Origin of the sequence: Actinomadura montaniterrae (genome assembly GCF_008923365.1) — a bacterium.
In the GTDB taxonomy this organism is placed as follows: Bacteria; Actinomycetota; Actinomycetes; order Streptosporangiales; family Streptosporangiaceae; genus Spirillospora; species Spirillospora montaniterrae.
On sequence record NZ_WBMR01000110.1, the window covers coordinates 1 to 18,114 of the forward strand.

16 protein-coding genes are annotated in these 18,114 nt (G+C 74.2%); 10 read left to right on the top strand and 6 right to left on the bottom strand.

Going from position 1 to position 18,114, the window contains the following annotated elements:
- Positions 1-78 precede the first annotated feature (78 nt).
- The 4 genes from F9B16_RS30095 to F9B16_RS30110 all read left to right on the top strand — a co-directional run bounded on the left by F9B16_RS30095 (position 79) and on the right by F9B16_RS30110 (position 4,048).
- Positions 79-786 carry a spermidine synthase family protein gene (locus tag F9B16_RS30095; RefSeq protein ID WP_151543592.1) on the top strand — a complete coding sequence of 236 codons (708 nt, stop codon included), beginning with the start codon at positions 79-81 and terminating at the stop codon, positions 784-786.
- Positions 787-903: 117 nt separating this feature from the next.
- Positions 904-1,500, top strand: a complete 597-nt coding sequence (locus F9B16_RS30100; protein ID WP_151543593.1) for a biotin transporter BioY — start codon at positions 904-906, stop codon at positions 1,498-1,500.
- Positions 1,501-1,717: 217 nt separating this feature from the next.
- Positions 1,718-2,953 (top strand): isochorismate synthase, encoded by a 1,236-nt coding sequence (locus F9B16_RS30105; protein ID WP_151543594.1) that lies wholly within the window; start codon positions 1,718-1,720, stop codon positions 2,951-2,953.
- Between the two features lie 60 nt (positions 2,954-3,013).
- Positions 3,014-4,048 carry a helix-turn-helix transcriptional regulator gene (locus F9B16_RS30110; RefSeq protein ID WP_151543595.1) on the top strand — a complete coding sequence of 345 codons (1,035 nt, stop codon included), beginning with the start codon at positions 3,014-3,016 and terminating at the stop codon, positions 4,046-4,048.
- Between the two features lie 28 nt (positions 4,049-4,076).
- Here the strand turns inward: F9B16_RS30110 and F9B16_RS30115 are convergent, their stop codons facing one another.
- Both F9B16_RS30115 and F9B16_RS30120 read right to left on the bottom strand, forming a co-directional pair.
- On the bottom strand, positions 4,077-4,892 hold the full coding sequence (locus F9B16_RS30115; protein ID WP_151543596.1) for an Fpg/Nei family DNA glycosylase: 816 nt from the start codon (positions 4,890-4,892) through the stop codon (positions 4,077-4,079).
- Between the two features lie 13 nt (positions 4,893-4,905).
- Complete coding sequence (locus F9B16_RS30120; protein WP_225992062.1) at positions 4,906-5,931, bottom strand: fatty acid desaturase family protein; 1,026 nt, start codon at positions 5,929-5,931, stop codon at positions 4,906-4,908.
- A 248-nt stretch (positions 5,932-6,179) separates the two neighbouring features.
- Here F9B16_RS30120 and F9B16_RS30125 point away from each other — a divergent pair, with 248 nt between their 5' ends.
- The 3 genes from F9B16_RS30125 to F9B16_RS30135 all read left to right on the top strand — a co-directional run bounded on the left by F9B16_RS30125 (position 6,180) and on the right by F9B16_RS30135 (position 9,125).
- Positions 6,180-6,986 carry a tyrosine-protein phosphatase gene (locus tag F9B16_RS30125; RefSeq protein WP_151543598.1) on the top strand — a complete coding sequence of 269 codons (807 nt, stop codon included), beginning with the start codon at positions 6,180-6,182 and terminating at the stop codon, positions 6,984-6,986.
- Positions 6,987-7,050: 64 nt separating this feature from the next.
- Positions 7,051-8,340 carry a serine hydrolase domain-containing protein gene (locus F9B16_RS30130; protein WP_225992063.1) on the top strand — a complete coding sequence of 430 codons (1,290 nt, stop codon included), beginning with the start codon at positions 7,051-7,053 and terminating at the stop codon, positions 8,338-8,340.
- 71 nt (positions 8,341-8,411) lie between these two features.
- Positions 8,412-9,125 (top strand): diguanylate cyclase, encoded by a 714-nt coding sequence (locus F9B16_RS30135; RefSeq protein WP_192809067.1) that lies wholly within the window; start codon positions 8,412-8,414, stop codon positions 9,123-9,125.
- Between the two features lie 138 nt (positions 9,126-9,263).
- Here the strand turns inward: F9B16_RS30135 and menD are convergent, their stop codons facing one another.
- Genes menD through F9B16_RS30150 form a run of 3 tightly spaced genes read right to left on the bottom strand, consistent with a single transcriptional unit; the run spans position 9,264 to position 12,842 of the window.
- On the bottom strand, positions 9,264-10,931 hold the full coding sequence (gene menD, locus F9B16_RS30140; RefSeq protein ID WP_151543599.1) for a 2-succinyl-5-enolpyruvyl-6-hydroxy-3-cyclohexene-1-carboxylic-acid synthase: 1,668 nt from the start codon (positions 10,929-10,931) through the stop codon (positions 9,264-9,266).
- Complete coding sequence (locus tag F9B16_RS30145) at positions 10,928-11,887, bottom strand: o-succinylbenzoate synthase (RefSeq protein WP_151543600.1); 960 nt, start codon at positions 11,885-11,887, stop codon at positions 10,928-10,930. Before F9B16_RS30145 ends, menD begins: the two co-directional genes overlap by 4 nt.
- A 55-nt stretch (positions 11,888-11,942) precedes the next feature.
- On the bottom strand, positions 11,943-12,842 hold the full coding sequence (locus tag F9B16_RS30150; protein ID WP_151543601.1) for a 1,4-dihydroxy-2-naphthoyl-CoA synthase: 900 nt from the start codon (positions 12,840-12,842) through the stop codon (positions 11,943-11,945).
- A 101-nt stretch (positions 12,843-12,943) separates the two neighbouring features.
- Here F9B16_RS30150 and F9B16_RS30155 point away from each other — a divergent pair, with 101 nt between their 5' ends.
- The 3 genes from F9B16_RS30155 (at position 12,944) to F9B16_RS30165 (ending at position 16,796) form a co-directional block, all read left to right on the top strand.
- Complete coding sequence (locus F9B16_RS30155) at positions 12,944-14,104, top strand: AMP-binding protein (RefSeq protein ID WP_192809068.1); 1,161 nt, start codon at positions 12,944-12,946, stop codon at positions 14,102-14,104.
- A 64-nt stretch (positions 14,105-14,168) separates the two neighbouring features.
- On the top strand, positions 14,169-15,176 hold the full coding sequence (locus F9B16_RS30160) for a cation diffusion facilitator family transporter (RefSeq protein ID WP_151543602.1): 1,008 nt from the start codon (positions 14,169-14,171) through the stop codon (positions 15,174-15,176).
- 255 nt (positions 15,177-15,431) lie between these two features.
- Positions 15,432-16,796: an RNA polymerase sigma factor gene (locus F9B16_RS30165; RefSeq protein ID WP_151543603.1), complete on the top strand. Its 1,365-nt coding sequence runs from the start codon at positions 15,432-15,434 to the stop codon at positions 16,794-16,796.
- A gap of 81 nt (positions 16,797-16,877) precedes the next feature.
- Here the strand turns inward: F9B16_RS30165 and F9B16_RS30170 are convergent, their stop codons facing one another.
- Entirely contained in the window at positions 16,878-18,062 is a 1,185-nt protein-coding gene (locus tag F9B16_RS30170; RefSeq protein ID WP_225992064.1) for an esterase-like activity of phytase family protein, read from the bottom strand.
- Between the last annotated feature and the right edge of the window lie 52 nt (positions 18,063-18,114).

Below are 18,114 nucleotides of genomic sequence, written 5' to 3' on the forward strand. Positions count from 1 at the left end.
CCCCGCCCCGCCCAGCCCCCGGCGCGCGCCCGCGAGCCCGCGCCGTGCGGGGCCCGCGGGCGGTTAGGGTCGGGGGCCATGGACGTGATCGGGGAAGGCCGGGCCGAGCCGGTCGTCGTGGAGCGCGCCGCGGGCGTCGGCGGGGAGCTGGTGCTGCGCCGGGCGGGCGCCGACTACGAGATCATCAGCAACGGCACGTTCCTGATGGACACCCGCAACGGCGAGTCCGAGCGGCTGCTGGTCCGCGCCGCCGTCGACGCCGCCCTCGCCCAGGACGAGGACGGGGGCGGGGCGGGCGGCGGCGGGGCGCGGGTGCTGATCGGCGGGCTCGGCGTCGGGTTCTCCCTGGCCGAGGCGCTGGCGCACCCGGCCGTCGGGCACGTCACGGTGGTGGAGCGGGAACCGGCCGTCGTCGGCTGGCACGCCGGGCCGCTGCGGCCGTGGTCACGCGGCGGCCTGGACGACCCGCGCGTCACGCTCGTCCGCGCCGACCTCCTCGACGTCCTGGAACGCCCGGCCGGCGGTGTGTTCGACGCGGTGTGCCTGGACATCGACAACGGCCCGCACTGGACGGTCACGCCCGGCAACGCCCGCCTGTACGGCCCCGTCGGCCTGGACCTGCTCGCCGCGCTGCTGAGCGCGCGCGGGGTGCTGGCGGTGTGGAGCGCGGGCGCCGCGCCCGGCTTCGGCGACCTGCTGGTGTCCCGGTTCGCCCGGGTGGAGGAGCTGCCGGTCCCGGTGCCGCGCGGCGAGCCGGACATGGTGTACCTCGCCCGCCGCCCGTGACCGCCGGGCCTGCCGGGCCTGCCGGGCCTGCCGGGGTGGTTCCGGTGACCGCGCGTCCGGTTCCGGACGACCGGTTCGCTAGGTTTCGGCTGACAACACCATTTATGGGAGGTTGAGTTGGCCACTGCCCACGCCGCCCGGCGGGGTCCCGCCGTCCTCGGCGACCTGCTGCCCGGTTCCCTGGCCCGCGACGCCGCGCTCGTCGCGGGCGCGGCCGCGTTCGTCGGCGTCGCCGCCCAGATCGCGGTGCCGCTGCCCGGTACCCCCGTCCCGGTGACCGGGCAGACCTTCGCGGTGCTGCTGGCCGGCGCCGCGCTCGGCTTCGGCCGCGCCGGCCTCGGCATGATCGTCTACCTGCTGGCCGGGATGGCGGGCGTCCCCTGGTTCACCGACGGCGCCTCCGGCGCCGGGTTCCCGACGTTCGGCTACGTGCTCGGCTTCGTCGCCGCCGCCGCGGTGGTCGGGCGCCTCGCCGAGCGCGGCGGCGACCGCACGCCGCTGCGGACCGTCGCGACGATGCTGGCCGGCACCGCCATCATGTACGCGGCCGGCGTCCCGTATCTGATGGCGTCCCTGCACGTCGGGCTCGGCAAGGCGCTGCACCTCGGCGTGACGCCGTTCCTGGCGGGCGACGCGCTGAAGGTCGCGCTGGCCGCGGCGCTGCTGCCGGCGGCGTGGAAGCTGACGGGCCGCCTCAGCGGCCGCGCCTCCTGACCCCGTCCCGCGCCGCCCTGCGCCCGCCCCCGCGCGTTCCGCCGCGCGGGGGCGGACGTCCGGATGGACGCATGGCGGACGCAGGGGGTGGACGCATGGGAGCGGGCGGAACGGGCATGGGCAGCCGTGACCGGGCGCCGCGATGTGGCGCACACCTCACCGGACGCCGCCGCCCCGCCGGTTTGAACAGGTTCAATTCTGCCGTACAGTGGCTTGCGTGAAGCTCGCCGTGACAGCACCGGACCGCCTCGTCGTCCGCACCGCCCCGGTCGCCGACCCCGGCGACCTCGTCTCGAGACTTCCGCACCCCTCCGCCCTGGCCTGGATCCGCCACGGCGAAGGCATCGTCGGCTGGGGCGAGGCCGCCCGCATCACCCTGCCCGGCGGCGAGGACCGCTTCACCACCGCCGCCGCGCTCCTGCGCGAACTGTTCGGCGCCGCCGACATCGACGACCCCGTCGCCCTGCCCGGCACCGGCCCCGTCGCCTTCGGCGGATTCGCCTTCGACCCCAAATCCCCCGACTCCGTCCTCATCGTCCCCCGCCGCGTCCTCGGCCGCCGCGACGGCCGCGCCTGGCTCACCACCATCGGCGACGACGCCGACCCCCTCTCCCTCGTCCACGAACCCCACGTCCCCACCGGCCTCACCTGGGGCGACGGAGCCATGCCCGCGCACGCCTGGGGCGACGCCGTCGCCACCGCCGTCCAGCGCATCCGCGGCGGCGCCCTCGGCAAGGTCGTCCTCGCCCGCGACCTCACCGTCCACGCCGACGCCCCCATCGACGCCCGCGTCCTGCTGCGCCGCCTCGCCGACCGGTTCCCCGGCTGCTACACCTTCTCCTGCGCCGGCCTCGTCGGCGCCACCCCCGAACTGCTCATCCGCCGCACCGGCGGCGACATCGAATCCCTCGTCCTCGCCGGCACCACCGCCCGCGGCGACACCCCCGGCGCCGACCGCGACCGCGCCGCCCGCCTCTTCGCCTCCGCCAAGGACCGCGAAGAGCACCGCTACGCCGCCGACATGGTCCGCGACGCCCTCGCCCCCCTGTGCGCCGACCTGCACGTCCCCGCCGAACCCGAACTGCTCACCCTCCCCAACCTGCACCACCTCGCCTCCCCCCTGCGCGGCCGCCTCACCGCCGACCGCTCCGTCCTCGACGTCGTCGCCGCCCTGCACCCCACCCCCGCCGTCTGCGGCACCCCCACCGGCACCGCCATGGACCTCATCCGCGAACTCGAGGGCATGGACCGCGGCCGCTACGCCGGCCCCGTCGGCTGGGTCGACGCCCGCGGCGACGGCGAATGGGGCATCGCCCTGCGCTGCGCCCAGCTCGACGGCACCCGCGCCCGCCTGTTCGCCGGCTGCGGCATCGTCGCCGACTCCGACCCCGCCGCCGAACTCGCCGAAGCCCAGACCAAGTTCCGCGCCATGCAGTACGCCCTGCAGGGCTGACCCGCCCGCACCGGCGCCCCGCCCGCACCACGCCCCCGAACGCCACGCCACACTGGACCCGTGCGCGCGTCCCGCCTGCTGTCCCTGCTCCTGCTGCTGCAGACCCGCGGCCGCATGACCGCCCGCGACCTCGCCGACGAACTCGAAGTGTCCGTCCGCACCGTCTACCGCGACGTCGAGTCGCTGTCGGCCGCCGGCGTCCCCGTCTACGCCGACCGCGGCCCCGACGGCGGCTACCGCCTCCTCGAGGGCTACCGCACCCGCCTCACCGGACTCACCACCGGCGAAGCCGAATCCCTCTTCCTGTCCGGCATGCCCGGCCCCGCCTCCCAGCTCGGCCTCGGCGACGTCGTCGCCGCCGCCGAACTCAAACTCATGGCCGCCCTCCCGCCCGACCTGCGCTCCCGCGCCGCACGCATCCGCGAACGCTTCCACCTCGACGCACCCGGCTGGTTCCGCGCCCCCGACGACGTCCCCCACCTCCAAGCCGTCGCCGACGCCGTCTGGAACCAGCAGCGCATCCGCGTCCTGTACCGCCGCTGGGCACAGCCGCAGGAGGTCGAACGCGACCTCGAGCCGATCGGTGTCGTCCTCAAGGCCGGCACCTGGTACCTCATCGCCCGCGCCCACCACCCCCACCCCGGCGCTCCACAGGACGACCCGCCACCGGACACACCCCCGGCGCACGACCGGGCCCCGCGCACCTACCGCGTCTCCAAGATCCTCACCCTCGAGCCGCTCCCCCACCGCTTCGACCGCCCGCCCGGCTTCGACCTCGCCGCCTACTGGGACGCCTACGCCGCCCGCTTCGAAGCCGACTCCTACCGCGACCAGGCCACCGTCCGCCTCTCCCCCGACGGCCTCCGGCGCGCCCCCATCCTCCTGCCCCCCGTTATGGCACGCGCCGTCCACGACAACGCCGGCCCACCCGACCCCACCGGCTGGACCACCCTCACCCTCCCCGTCGAATCACTCCGCCACGCCCACGTCGAATTCCTCAAACTCGGCGCCGACGTCGAAGTGATCGCCCCACCGCCACTGCGCGCCATGATGACCGACACCGCACGCGCCCTCGCCGACCGCTACCTGCCCTGACACCCCGCGCCCGCTCACCCGCGCCCGCTCACCCCGCCGGCGGCTGGCACCCCGGACACCAGAACAGATTCCGCCCCGCCAGCTCCGCCGACGCCACCGCACTCCCGCACACCAGGCACGGCAACCCCGCCCGCCGGTACACGTACACCTCACCACCATGATCGTCCACCCGCGGCGGACGCCCCATCGCCTCCGGCGTGTGCTCCGCCCGCACCGTGTCGATCCGCCCCGACCGCACCCCCTCCGCCATCAGCGCCACCAGATCCGCCCACACCGCCGACCACCGCCCCTCCGACAGCGCCCGGCCCGGAAGCAACGGATCGATCCCCTGCCGGAACAGCACCTCCGCCCGGTAGATGTTCCCCGGCCCCGCCACCACCGACTGATCCATCAGCAGCGCCGCGATGCTCGTCCGGCTCCGCGAGATCCGCGCCCACGCCCGCCCCGGATCGGCGTCCGCCCGCAACGGATCCGGCCCCAGCCGATCCCGCAGCAGCTTCACCCCGCCCGGCTCCAGCAGCTCGCACGCGTTCGGCCCGCGCAGATCCGCGTGCCCGCCCGCACCCGACAACCGCAGCCGCACCGCCCCCTGCGGCTCCGGCGCCGGCACCCCGCCGAACCGCCACGTCCCATAGATCCCCAGATGGACGTGCAGGACGCGGTCGTCGTCGAACTCCAGCAGCAGATGCTTGCCGTGCGCGTCCGCGGCGACCAGGACACGGCCGTCGATCTCGGCCGCACCCGCCGCGAACCGGCCCTGCGGGCTCTCGGCGGCGACGGGACGGCCGCCGAACACCCGGCGGTGCTCGGCGGCCAGACGATGGAGGGTATGTCCTTCGGGCATGACGCCCGCAATCCTACGACCGCAGCGGCTCCCCCACCGACCGCATGTGCGCCAGCGCCTGCCGGTACGACTCCACCAGCCCCGTCTCGGTGAACGGCAGCCCCACCGCCGCGCAGTGCGCCCGCACCAGCGGCTGCACCCGCCGCAGGCTGCACCGCGGAATCCCCGGGAATAGATGGTGCTCGATCTGGTAGTTCAGGCCCCCCATCAGCCAGTCCACCACCACACCGCCCCGCACGTTCCGCGACGTCAGCACCTGCCGCCGCAGATGCCCCCACCGCTCACCCGGCTCCGGCATCGCCATCCCCTTGTGGTTCGGCGCGAACACCGCCCCCAGATGCACCCCGAACAGCGCGTGATGCAGCACCATCAGCACGATCGCCTTCCCCGGCGACAGCAGCGTGAACGCCAGCGACAGGTACGCCACCGCGTGCAACGCCAGCAGCCCGCCCTCCACCAGCTGCTCCCGCCGCGACCTCCCCCGCAGGTACAGCACACTGCCCACCTTCAGGTTCAGGCCCTCCAGCGTCAGCAACGGAAAGAACAACCCCGCCTGATGACGCGCCACCCACCGCAGCACACCCCGCTGCCGCGCCGCCTGCCCCTCCGTCCACGCCAGAACCCCCTCCCCCACATCCGGGTCCTTGCCGACATGGTTCGGATTCGCGTGATGCCGGTTGTGCTTGTCGCTCCACCACCCCTGCCCCATCCCCAGCAGCAGGTTCCCCAGCACCAGCCCCAGCCACCGGTTCACCCGCGCCGACCCCGCGATCTGCCGGTGCCCCGCGTCATGCCCCAGGAACGCCGTCCGCGCCGACAGCACCGCCAGCGGCACCCCCAGCAGCACCGCCCACCAGCTCGCCCCCGCCCACCCGATCGCCGCCCACACCGCCGCCGTCGCCGCCAGGTTCACCCCGATCGCCCGCGCGTAGTAACCGGGACGCCGGTCCAGCAGCCCGCTCGCGCGGACCTGCCGCGCCAGCGGAGCGAAATCACTGCCGGCCGCCCGGACGGGCGGGGCGTCGAGGGTCGCGGTCATCGGGGCCTCCATCGGATCGGTGCGCTGACTGACCCGAAGCTACGGAGACGATCACCAAGCGGTCGCCACGCTGCGGAGCCAACCCCGCCCTGGCTCCCAGGTCCCGGTACCCCTCACCCCCCGTCGCCCCCGCGGACCACGCCCCCCGGAGACCACCGCGCCAAACCGCCCCGCCCACCGCGCACCCGGCCCCGACCCGGGACCCTGCATCAAAGACGGAACATCACGTCCATATAGGGTCAGAAGCCATGAGCGAACCGACGCGGTGGATCGACCTGGACGGAGCCGTCAACGCCCGGGACCTCGGCGGGCTCCCCACCGCCGACGGGGCCGCCACCCGCCGCGGCCGCGTCCTGCGCTCGGACAACCTCCAGGACCTCACCGTCGCCGACGTCCGCCTCCTCCTCGACGAATACCACCTCAAGAACGTCATCGACCTGCGCAGCGACGCCGAGGTCCGCCTCGAAGGACCCGGACCCCTCACCCGCGTCCCCTCCGTCACCCTCCACCACCTCTCGCTGTTCCCCGAAGGCGGCCGCCGCACCGACGCCGCCGCCGACACCCCCGACCGCGCCGACGTCGACAAGGCCCTCCCCTGGCAGAGCCGCGACGCCGAGGGCACCGAACTCGACCGCTCCACCGGCCACTACCTCGGCTACCTCCGCGACCGCGGCGACAACATCGCCGCCGCCCTGCGCGTCATGACCCGCACCGACGGCTCCTCCCTCGTCCACTGCGCCGCCGGCAAGGACCGCACCGGCGTCGTCTGCGCCCTCGCCCTCGACCTCGCCGGCGTCACCCGCGAGGCGATCGTCGCCGACTACGCCATGACCGGCGACCGCATCGACGCCGTCCTCGGCCGCCTGCGCGCCAGCGACACCTACGCCGCCGACCTGGACTCCCGCCCCGCCGACACCCACCTCCCCCACGCCGCCATCATGGAGAAGCTCCTCGCCCGCATCGACGAGGAGTTCGGCGGCACCGAAGGCTGGCTCGCCGGCCACGGCTGGACCCGCGAGGACACCGACGCCCTCCGCGAACGCCTCCTCGCCTGACCCGACACCCCGGCACGCCTCCCGGCGCAACCCCCCCCCGGCACGGCCGTCTACCGTTGACCGGATGAGGATGGGGATCGACGAGGCCGGCGAATGGCTGCGAGAGCACCTGCCACGGCTGGCGGAGCAGCACGCGGTACCCGGAGCGGCGGTCGCCATCGACGCCGGCGGGCACGTGGTCGAAGCCGCGACCGGGGTACTGAGCACCGCGACGGGCGTGGAAGCGACGACCGACTCGGTGTTCCAGATCGGATCGATCACCAAGGTCCTGACCGCCACGCTGGTGATGGGACTCGTCGACGAGGGCCTGGTCGAACTCGACGCACCCGTGGACACCTACCTCCCCGGGTTCCGCCAGGCGACCGTCCGGCAACTCCTCTGCCACACCGCCGGATTCGAAGGCGACGTGTTCACCGACACCGGCAAAGGCGACGACTGCCTGGAAAAGTACGTCGAACTGCTGGCCGACATACCCCAGATCTTCCAGCCCGGGGAAATGTTCTCCTACAACAACGCCGGCTACAGCGTGCTCGGACGCATCATCGAGGTCGCACGAGGAGAACCCTTCGACCGGTGCATGCGCGACCACCTCTTCACACCCCTCGGCATGACCCACGCCGCCAACGACCCGTACGAGGCGATCCTGCACCGCGCCGCGGTGGGCCACCTCCGCGCACGGCCCGCCCCCGTCTGGGCGATGGCCCGCTCGAACGCGCCCGCCGGGTCGATGCTCGCCATGACCCCGCGCGACCTGCTGACCTTCGCCCGCGCCCACCTCACCGACGAGAGGCTGCGCGCCATGCGGGAACCGCAGGTCGCCCTGCCCGACATCGGCTGGGGGACGGCCTGGGGCCTGGGCTGGGAGCTCTACGACCTGCCGGGCGGCCGGCTGTTCGGCCACGACGGCAACACCATCGGGCAATCGGCCGCCCTGCGCGTCGACCCCGGCCGCGACGTGTCCGTGGCGATCTTCACCAACGGCGGCGACCGCAAGCCGCTGATGAAGGAGATCCTCCGCCACGTCGTCGAAACACCCGCCGATCCCGCCCCCGACCCTGCGGCGCGTCCGGACGCCAGGCGCTGCGCCGGCGTTTACCAGTCCAGCACCAGCCGGACCACCGTGAGCGAAGACGAGCGCGGACGGCTGTGGCTCGAGCAGGTCCCCCTCGGCCTCGCCGTGGGCGCCGGCGATGAGCCGTACCGGACAGAACTGCTCGGCCGGCGCGGGGACTCCCTGCTGCCCGCGGAGCCCGGCCACGGACCCGTCGCGTTCCTCGGAGACGACGGCGAAGGCCGCGCCCGTTACCTGCACACGGGCCGGGCCGACGTCCGCGCCGCCGGACGAAACTCATAATGACGCGCCGTGTACGGCCAAGCCTCACGGGTAGCGCCGGGAACACCCGACACCACCCGGAGGCAACGCCGATGAAACTGCGCTCACCGCACCTCGCCGCCCTGCGCGCCCTCGCCGACCCCACCGTCCGCCCCCGCGACGTGCGCCGCGCCCTCGGCGTCGAGACCGCCACCCGCCGCTGGCTCATCGGCGGCGTCCTGCCGCTGTGGCTCGGCGCCGGGCTCGCCGACTGGCACCGCCACCGCAGGACCCACATCGAGACCACCGCCGGCACCCGCGAATCGATGATCCACTCGCTGATGATGACCGAAGCCGGCGTGCCCGTCGCCCTCGGCCTGTTCTGCGAGGTCAACGCCGGCGTACTGGCCACCTGCGCCGGCGCCCTCGCCGTCCACGGCGCGACCGCGTACTGGGACGTCAGCTACGCCGAGGAGCGCCGACGCGTCACCCCGCTGGAGCAGCACATCCACAGCCTCCTGGAAGTCGTCCCGCTCATGGCGACCGGCTTCCTCACCGTCCTGTACTGGGACCAGGCGCGCGCCCTCGTCGGCCAAGACGGCCGCCCCGACTTCCGGCTGCGCCTGAAGCGCCGCGACCCGCTGTCCCGCCGGACGCGCATCGCGCTGCTCGCCGCGATGGGCCTCTTCGGCGCGCTCCCCTACGGCGAGGAGATGGTCCGCTGCCTGCGCGCCCGCCCCACCCTCAAACCGCAGCCGGCCACCGAGCCGGCACCCACCACGACCCTGTCCATCCCCGCCGACCCGGAGCACGCTACCGCCGAATGACTAAGGCTTCTCCTGTCGTTGAGGCTTCAGGTCTTGGCGGAGGTGATCATGCAACCCGCCCAGGGCCTTTACATTGTAAATTGAGGGTTGAATCACCGAAGGCGGCGCCGGCCATCACCGGCGCCGCCCTGGGATCCGTCAGGCGAACAGGTCACGGACGGCGGCATGGGCCGCCTTGCGCATCTCCGCGTGCAGCACCGCGTTCGCGTCCCGGTCGGTACGGGCCTCCACGATCCGCAGCCCCTCCCCCGCCATCGCCTTCGGCAGGTCCGCCGCCGCCTCCAGCCGCCGGTACGGGACGCCGTGCGCCGCCGCCACCGCCTGCAGGTCCACCTGGTGCGGCGTGCCGAAGACCCGCTCGAACGGGCCGGCCAGCGCCGCCTGCGGCAGCAGCGAGAAGATCCCGCCGCCCTGGTTGTTCACCACGATGATCGCGAGGTCGGGACGGCGATCGTGCGGGCCGATGACCAGGCCGTTCTGGTCGTGCAGGAACGCCAGGTCCCCCAGCAGCGCGTACGAGCGGCCGCTGTGCGCCAGCGCCGCGCCGATCGCCGTCGAGATCAGCCCGTCGATCCCGCTCGCGCCGCGGCTCGCCATGATCCGGATGCCGCGCCGCGGCCGCATCACCTGGTCCAGGTCCCGGATCGGCATGCTCGCCGCCGTGAACAGCAGCGACCCGCCCGGCATCGCCGCCACCAGGTCCCGCGCCAGCCGCGGCTCGCTCACCCCGGCGATGCCGTCCAGCACGGCGTCCACCGCCGCCGCGGCGGCCAGGTCCGCCGACCGCCACGACTTCAGCCACGCGTCGTCGCCCGACACCACCGGGATCTCGATCTCCGGCGCCACCTGCGTCGCCGACCGCACCGGGTCCGGCCAGTGCGCCAGGTCCGGGGCCAGGACGATGTGCTCCTCGGCGCGCCGCAGCAGCGACAGCAGCGGCCGCGACAGCCCCGGCTTGCCGAGCGTCACCACCACCTCGGGACGGTGCCGCTCCACGAACTCCGGGATCCCCAGCAGGAAATGGTGCGAGGTCAGCGCGTGGTCGCCGTAGCGGGCGTTCCCGTTCGGCTCCGACAGCACCGGCCAGCCCGCCATCGACGCCGCCGCCACGTACCGCTTGACGTTCACCGCGCCGTCGCCGACCACCAGCACCCCGCGCCGCGTCGGCGGGACGTGCAGCACCGACCCCGGCGTCGCCGCCCGCACCTTCGTCCACGCGCCGGTCGCGTCGCCGTCCAGCGGCTCGCACCACGACTCGTCGCCGTCCGGGATCAGCGGCTCGCGGAACGCCGCGTTCAGATGCACCGGGCCCGGCACCGGCGCCTGCGCCAGCCCCCACGCCCGGCTCACCAGCGACCGCCAGTACGTCACCATCCCCGGACGGTTCTCCGGCACGCCGACCTCGGTGCTCCACCGCGCCGCCGTCCCGTACAGCTTCACCTGGTCGATCGTCTGGTTCGCGCCGGTGTCGCGCAGCTCCGGCGGACGGTCCGCGGTGATCACGATCAGCGGGACGCCCGACTCGTGCGCCTCCACCACCGCCGGATGGAAGTTCGCCGCCGCCGTCCCCGACGTGCACACCAGCGCCACCGGCCGCCCCGACCGCTTGGCCATCCCGAGGCCCAGGAACGACGCCGACCGCTCGTCGATCCGCACGTGCAGCCGGACCCGGCCGGCCTCCTCCGCGGCGTGCAGCGCCAGCGCCAGCGGCGCCGACCGCGACCCCGGAGCCAGCACCGCGTCGGTCATCCCGCACCGCAGCAGCTCGTCGACCAGGACCGTCGCCAGCGCCGTCGCCGGATTCACCGGTCCACCCCGACCATCGGCGGGCCCGGCAGGAACGCCTGCGCGTCCGCCGCGCGGCGCCGCCACGCCTCCTCCAGATCGGGCGGCGCCGCAAACCGCCGCAACGCCTCCTCGTCGACCACCGGCCGGCGCACCTCGATCTCCCCGTCGCGCTCCGCCAGCGGATCGCGCACGACGTCGCCGTCCATCAGCGACAGCGTCCCGAGCCCGCACGCGTACGGCAGCTCCGGCAGCGCGGCGGCCAGCGCCACGCCCGCCGCCAGCCCCACCGACGTCTCCACCGCGCTCGACACCACCACCGGCAGCCCGCACGCCTCGGCGACCTCCAGCGCCGCCCGCACCCCGCCGAGCGGCTGCACCTTCAGCACCGCGACGTCCGCGGCGCCCGCCGCCCGGACCTTCAACGGGTCCTCGGCGCGGCGGATCGACTCGTCGGCGGCGATCGGCACGTCCACCATCCGCCGCACCCGCGCCAGCTCGTCCAGCGTCGCGCACGGCTGCTCGGCGTACTCCAGCTCCCACCGGTCCAGCGACCGGATCATCCGCGCGGCGTGGTCGACGTCCCAGCCGCCGTTCACGTCGATGCGCACCCGGCCGTCCGGCCCGATCGCGTCGCGGACGGCCTCGACCCGCGCGAAGTCGTCGGCGTCGTCCTGGCCGCGCTCGGCGACCTTCACCTTCGCGGTCCGGCAGCCGGACGCCTTCGTCATCTCGAACGCCCGGTCGGGGCCGACCGCCGGGATCGTCACGTTCACCGGGATCCGGTCGCGGACCGGCGCGGGCCAGCCCTCGTGCGCGGCCTCCCGCGCGGCCGCCAGCCACCGGGCGCACTCGGCCGGCCCGTAGTCGGCGAACGGCGAGAACTCCCCCCATCCGGCGGGGCCCTGGAACAGGACGCCCTCCCGCCGCGTCACACCGCGGAACCGCGTCCGCATCGGGATGGCGAAGACCCGCACCCGCTGACCCCCTGACCTGCCTGCCGAATCACCGTATTCCTGACCGCAACGTCGACTAGTAGTACCACGGGTGGCGCGACCAGTCGGGGTCGCGCTTCTCCAGGAACGCGTCGCGTCCCTCGGCGGCCTCGTCGGTGCCGTAGGCCAGCCGCGTCGCCTCCCCGGCGAACACCTGCTGCCCCACCAGGCCGTCGTCGATGAGGTTGAAGGCGAACTTCAGCATCCGCTGCGCCGTCGGGCTCTTCCCGTTGATCTTCCGGGCCCACTCCAGCGCCGTCGCCTCCAGCTCGGCGTGCGGGACGACCGCGTTCACCATCCCCATCCGGTGCGCCGCCTCGGCGTCGTAGGTCTCGCCGAGGAAGAAGATCTCCCGCGCGAACTTCTGCCCGACCTGCCGCGCCAGGTACGCCGACCCGAACCCGCCGTCGAAGCTCGCCACGTCCGCGTCGGTCTGCTTGAACCGGGCGTGCTCGCGGCTCGCGAGGGTCAGGTCGCACACCACGTGCAGGCTGTGCCCGCCGCCCGCGGCCCACCCCGGCACGACGCAGATCACGACCTTGCCCATCATCCGGATCAGCCGCTGCACCTCCAGGATGTGCAGCCGGCCCGCCCGCGCCGGGTCGATGGTGTCGGACGTCTCGCCCTCGGCGTACTTGTAGCCGTCCTTGCCGCGGATGCGCTGGTCGCCGCCCGAGCAGAACGCCCACCCGCCGTCCTTGGGCGACGGCCCGTTGCCCGTCAGCAGCACGCAGCCGACGTCCGAGGACATCCGCGCGTGGTCCAGCGCCCGGTACAGCTCGTCGACCGTGTGCGGGCGGAACGCGTTGCGCACCTCGGGGCGGTCGAACGCGATCCGGACGGTTCCCTGGTCCACGGCCCGGTGGTAGGTGATGTCGGTGAAGCCGAACCCCTCGACCTCTTTCCAGGCGTCCGCGTCGAACAGCTCCGAGACCATGTGATCCTCTCCCGTCGGGGCCCGCGTCGATCCGGGTCGAGCCCATTCAACCGCCCCGCGGTTTGAACGCGTTCAGCGGGGTCGCCTACCCTGATGAGATCATGGATCGCCGCTTCCACGCCGCCGTGCTGCCGCCCGGGCCCCGCCTGTTCCGGGCGCTCGCCGCCGCCCTCGACGGCGGCCCCGCCGTCTGCCCCCTCTCCCCCGGGCTTCCCGCGCCGACGCTGGACGCCATGCTGGAGGCGCTCGCCCCCGACGCCGTCGAGACCGAGGACGGCCTCACCCCTTACCGCGCCGCAGGCGAGCACGCCCCGCCCGCCGACGACACGGCCGTGCTGATCGCCACGTCCGGCTCCACCGGCGCCCCCAAGTTCGTCGAGCTGTCGGCCGCCGCGCTGCGCCACTCCGCCGCCGGCACCCTCGCCCGCATCGAGGCCGCGCCCGGCGACCGCTGGCTGTGCTGCGTGCCGACCAGCCACATCTCCGGCGTCCAGGTCCTCGTCCGGTCCCTGCTCGCCGGCACCGACCCGATCATCACGCCCCGCTTCGACACCGCCGCCGTCGCCGCCGCGGGCCCCGTGCACATCTCCCTGGTCCCCACCCAGCTGCGCCGCCTCCTGGACGCCGGCACCGACCTGTCCGGGCTCGGCGCGATCGTCCTCGGCGGCGCCGCCGCCGCGCCCGGCCTGCTCGCCGAGGCCCGCGACCGCGGCGGCCGCGTCTTCACCACCTACGGCATGAGCGAGACCTGCGGCGGCTGCGTCTACGACGGCACCCCCCTGGACGGCATGCGCGCCGAGCTCGGCGCCGACGGCCGGATCCGCCTCGCCGGGCCGTCCCTGTTCACCGGCTACCGGCTGCGCCCCGAGCAGACCGCCGCGGTCCGCGACGGCGAATGGTTCGTCACCCAGGACCTCGGCGCCCTGGACGAGGACGGGCGGCTCCGCGTCCGCGGCCGCGTCGACGACGTCATCAACACCGGCGGCGAGAAGGTCGTCGCCGGCGAGATCGCCACCGCGCTGTCGCGGCACCCCAAGGTCCGCGACGTCGTCGTGGTCGGCCGCCCCGACCCCGAATGGGGCGAGCGCGTCACCGCCGTCGTGGTGCCAGCCGCCGAGCCCCCCGCCCTGCCCGAGCTGCGCGCCTTCGTCCGCGAGACGATGCCCGCCTGCGCGGCTCCCCGCGAGCTGGAGCTCGTCGACGCGATCCCCCTACTGGCCTCCGGCAAGCCCGACCGCGCCCGGCTGCGCGCCGCGAGGTGACACCTGTAGCGCGCGGGACGCGCGGGGCGCATGGCACGGCGACGATCGGGGGAGGACGACCGGCATGGGCGGACAGCGCGAGGAGCCGGAGAACGAGAGCGGCCTGACCGTCCTGCTGGCGTTCCTGGCCAACCTCGGCATCGCCCTCGCCAAGATCGTCGCCGCGCTGATCACCGGATCGGCGTCGATGGCCGCCGAGGCCGCGCACTCGGTAGCCGACACCTTCAACGAGATCCTGCTGATGGTCGGGCTGCGGCGCAGCGGCCGGCCCGCCGACCGCCGGCACCCCTTCGGCTACGGCAAGGAGCGCTACATCTGGACGCTGCTCGTCGCCGTCGCGATCTTCGGCATGGGCGCGCTGTTCTCCTACTACCAGGGATTCGAGACGCTCATCGGGGCCCGCTCGGGCGCGGAGTCCGACCCGCTGGTCGGGTACATCGTGCTCGCCGTCGCGTTCGTCCTGGAGGGGATCTCCTGGCAGCAGGCCCTCCGGCAGACCCGCGCCGCCGCCCGCGAGGAGTCCCTGCCGTTCCTGGCCTACATCCGCCGCACCGACGAGCCCACCGCGATCAGCGTCCTGCTCGAGGACTCCGCCGCGCTCGTCGGCCTCCTCCTGGCCTTCGGCGGGCTCGGCCTGCACCAGGCCACCGGCTCGGCGGTCTGGGACGGCATCGGCTCGGTCCTGATCGGCGTGCTGCTGACCGTCGTCGCGCTCGTCCTCGGCCGGATCAACCTCAACCTGCTGATCGGCAACCAGGCCGACCCCCGCATCGTCGACGACGTCCGCGCCCGGCTGTACGCCGCGCCCGAGGTGGAGTGGGTCGTCGACATCATCACGATGACGGTCGGCGCCGACCGCGTGCTGGTCTGCGCCCGGCTCGACTTCCGCGACGCGCTCACCGCCGCCGACGTCGAGCGCGCCTGCGTCCGGATGGCGCGCGAGCTGCGCGACGCCCACGAGGAAATCGACGAGGTGTTCCTCGAACCGGTCCCCCGCGACGACCCCGAGCTGCGTGAACGCGTGATCGCGCGGTACGGCCGGACGCTGCGGCCGAAGCAGGAGGAGGCGTAGTGGCGTTGGTCACAGCGCCACAGCCCGGCGCCTTTACGAAGTAAGGTCAGTATTCGGGCGGGCCGCGCGGCATGGAACGCCCCCGATCGGGCACCACGAGGGACCGGATCGTCCCCTCGCGATCCCCTCCGGGAGCGCCGATCCGGCCGGTCCGGGAACAACCGGCCCTCCGCGCGACGTTCCCGTATATGCGTGCGCCAGCAGCGAACGACAATCCGCGCCGCATCCACACACCGAAGGGAGAGGGGTGTCCCCATGCCGCGAAGCGCTATCGAGACCCCGCTCACGGAGTCGGCGAGCCCCGCACTCGACGACCTCCTGAAGCGCGGCCGCGCCCAAGGGCGCCTCTCGCTCGACGAGGTGAGGGGGGCCTTCGAGACCGCCGGCCTCAGCCCGGCGCAGGGCCGCTCGATCCTGCGCGAGCTGTCGGAGGCCGGGATCAGCCTGGCCGGGGAGCCCGACACCGTCCGCAAGATGGCCGCGGCCGCGGACCACGACGGCGGCGACACCGCCCAGGCCACCCCGGGCACCGCCAAGAAGGGCGCCGCCCGCAGGAGCACCGCCAAGGGCGCCGGGCGGACCCGCAGGACCGCCAAGGACACCGCCGGCAAGGACGCCGCCAAGCCCGGCGACGCCGACGTGCCCGAGGAGGGCTTCGAGGTCACCGAGGTCGAGGCCGCCGACTCCCCCGCCGACCTGGACGACCAGTCGACCGGCATGGGCGACTCGGTGCACACCTACCTCAAGGCGATCGGCCGCCGGCAGCTGCTCACCGCCGAGCAGGAGGTCGACCTGGCCAAGCGCATCGAGGCCGGGCTGTACGCCGAGCACAAGCTGGAGACCGAGAAGCTGTCCCCGCGGATGCGCGCCGACCTCGAGTGGGTCGCCGCCGACGGGCGCCGCGCCAAGGCCCACATGCTCGAGGCCAACCTCCGGCTCGTGGTGTCGGTCGCCAAGAAGTACTCCGACCGCGGCCTGTCGCTGCTGGACGTCGTCCAGGAGGGCAACCTCGGCCTGATCCGCGCCGTGGAGAAGTTCGACTACTCCAAGGGCTACAAGTTCTCCACCTACGCGATGTGGTGGATCCGGCAGGCGATCCAGCGCGGCTTCGCCGACTCGGCCCGCACCATCCGGCTGCCCGTGCACGTCCTGGAGATGCTGAGCAAGCTCAGCCGGGTCGAGCGCGACATGCACCAGCGGCTCGGCCGCGAGCCCACCCCCGAGGAGCTGGCCGTCGAGCTGGACAAGAGCCCCGAGCAGGTCCGCGAGCTGCTGCGCACCAGCCGCCAGCCGATCAGCCTGGACTCCACCATCGGCGAGGACGGCGAGACCCGCATCGGCGACCTCATCGAGGACACCGACAGCCCCGAGGCGTCCGAGCTGGTGGACCGCCAGCTGATGGCCGACCAGCTGCGCCGCACCCTCGACATCCTGTCGCCGCGCGAGGCGAAGATCATGGCGATGCGGTTCGGGCTGTACGACGGGACGCCGCGCACGCTCGACGAGATCGGCAAGGCGATGGGCCTGACTCGCGAGCGGATCCGGCAGCTGGAGAAGGAGTCGCTGTCCAAGCTGCGGCACCCCAGCAACGCCCGCCCGCTGCTGGACTTCGCCGTCTGAGCCCCGGCCCGCACGACACCGGCGCCCGCCGGATCATCCGTGATCCGGCGGGCGCCGTCGCGTTCATGCGGGCCCGCGGCGTCAGCGGCCCCGGACGGCGAACGCCAGGAACTCGGTGACCTCCTGGGCGTCGAAGTTGTCGTCGGAGCACACCACCAGCGTCCGCTCCCCCGACCGCAGCTTCGGTCCCCAGCCCATCCCCTCCAGGTTCTGCGTCGGGGAGGCGTACCGGCCGAGGTCGGCGACCAGGTGCTTGCGGACCGGCCGGTACTCGCGGCCCTTCGCCAGGCTCCCCCGCGACAGCACGTTCGTCGCGCCGCGGGTGTCGAACTCGTACAGCTTGACCTTGTAGCCGACGCCCTGCAGCCACGACCGCTCCAGCGCCAGGTAGCGGTGGTCGTCGATCGCGAGGATCTCCGACACGCCGCTGTCGGCGACGCCGCCCGCCGGAACCGGCGCGGCCGGCAGCCGGTCGACCTGGTAGGCGTACTGCGCCCGCACCTTCCCGTGCCGGCTCCACATCGTCAGCCTGGTCACGGCGCCGTGCCGGACGGTCGGGAGCGGCCCGTCCTCGTAGCGCGGCCCCTCGATCATCCCGGCGATGGTGTGCGGCGCGATCGCCAGCGCCTCCATGCCGAAGTTGCGGCGCGGCCCGTGGTGGCCGGTGGTGAGCCGCAGATCCCCCGGCAGCGGGAGCAGGCCGTGGTAGCGGCCGTCGCGGCCCGCCCACTGGACGGTCAGCGGCGCCAGCGGCACCTGGTGCGTCTCGTCGGGCCGGTCGCCCTCGTTGCCCCACAGCACCCGGCGGGCATCCGGGTCGTAGCGGATCGACTCGGGGTCGACCGACCGCGGCTTGCCGAACCCCGGGTAGGGCTTGCCGTCCGGGCCGGTCAGCGTGTGCACGCCGGTGAGGGACACGCCGCCGAACCGGCCCGTGCGCGGGTCGATGTCGACGCGGCCGGTGTAGAAGCGGGCCGGGTCGTACCGCCACCGGTCGTCGGAGACCATGTACCAGTCGCCGGTGCGCGGGTCGCGGTCGATGCCCGACAGGCCGCCCACCGTGGTGCCGCCGAACTTCGCCAGGTGCGGCAGCCGCTTCTCCCCCAGGAACCGCGTGATCCGCAGCCCCCGGTGCGCGCCGGCCGCCTGGCCGCCGGTCCGGTCCGCCGCCCGCGCGGGCGCCTCCATGACCGCCGGAACCGTCACCGCCGCGAGGACGGCGGCCGTCGCCGCCGCCCCCCGCATCATCGTCCGATGCCCGTTCACCTGTTCACCGTCACCCTTCACATCCGACCCAACTCGCTTCGTGACCGGGGTC

What these genes read in the sequence shown, in the direction of transcription:
- F9B16_RS30120 (WP_225992062.1), bottom strand. Translation starts at nt 5,931, where the DNA reads ATGACCGCGACCCTCGACGCCCCGCCCGTCCGGGCGGCCGGCAGTGAT.
- F9B16_RS30115 (WP_151543596.1), bottom strand. Translation starts at nt 4,892, where the DNA reads ATGCCCGAAGGACATACCCTCCATCGTCTGGCCGCCGAGCACCGCCGG.
- F9B16_RS30155 (WP_192809068.1), top strand. Translation starts at nt 12,944, where the DNA reads ATGGATCGCCGCTTCCACGCCGCCGTGCTGCCGCCCGGGCCCCGCCTG.
- F9B16_RS30130 (WP_225992063.1), top strand. Translation starts at nt 7,051, where the DNA reads ATGAGGATGGGGATCGACGAGGCCGGCGAATGGCTGCGAGAGCACCTG.
- F9B16_RS30125 (WP_151543598.1), top strand. Translation starts at nt 6,180, where the DNA reads ATGAGCGAACCGACGCGGTGGATCGACCTGGACGGAGCCGTCAACGCC.
- F9B16_RS30165 (WP_151543603.1), top strand. Translation starts at nt 15,432, where the DNA reads ATGCCGCGAAGCGCTATCGAGACCCCGCTCACGGAGTCGGCGAGCCCC.
- F9B16_RS30150 (WP_151543601.1), bottom strand. Translation starts at nt 12,842, where the DNA reads ATGGTCTCGGAGCTGTTCGACGCGGACGCCTGGAAAGAGGTCGAGGGG.
- F9B16_RS30160 (WP_151543602.1), top strand. Translation starts at nt 14,169, where the DNA reads ATGGGCGGACAGCGCGAGGAGCCGGAGAACGAGAGCGGCCTGACCGTC.
- F9B16_RS30095 (WP_151543592.1), top strand. Translation starts at nt 79, where the DNA reads ATGGACGTGATCGGGGAAGGCCGGGCCGAGCCGGTCGTCGTGGAGCGC.
- F9B16_RS30135 (WP_192809067.1), top strand. Translation starts at nt 8,412, where the DNA reads ATGAAACTGCGCTCACCGCACCTCGCCGCCCTGCGCGCCCTCGCCGAC.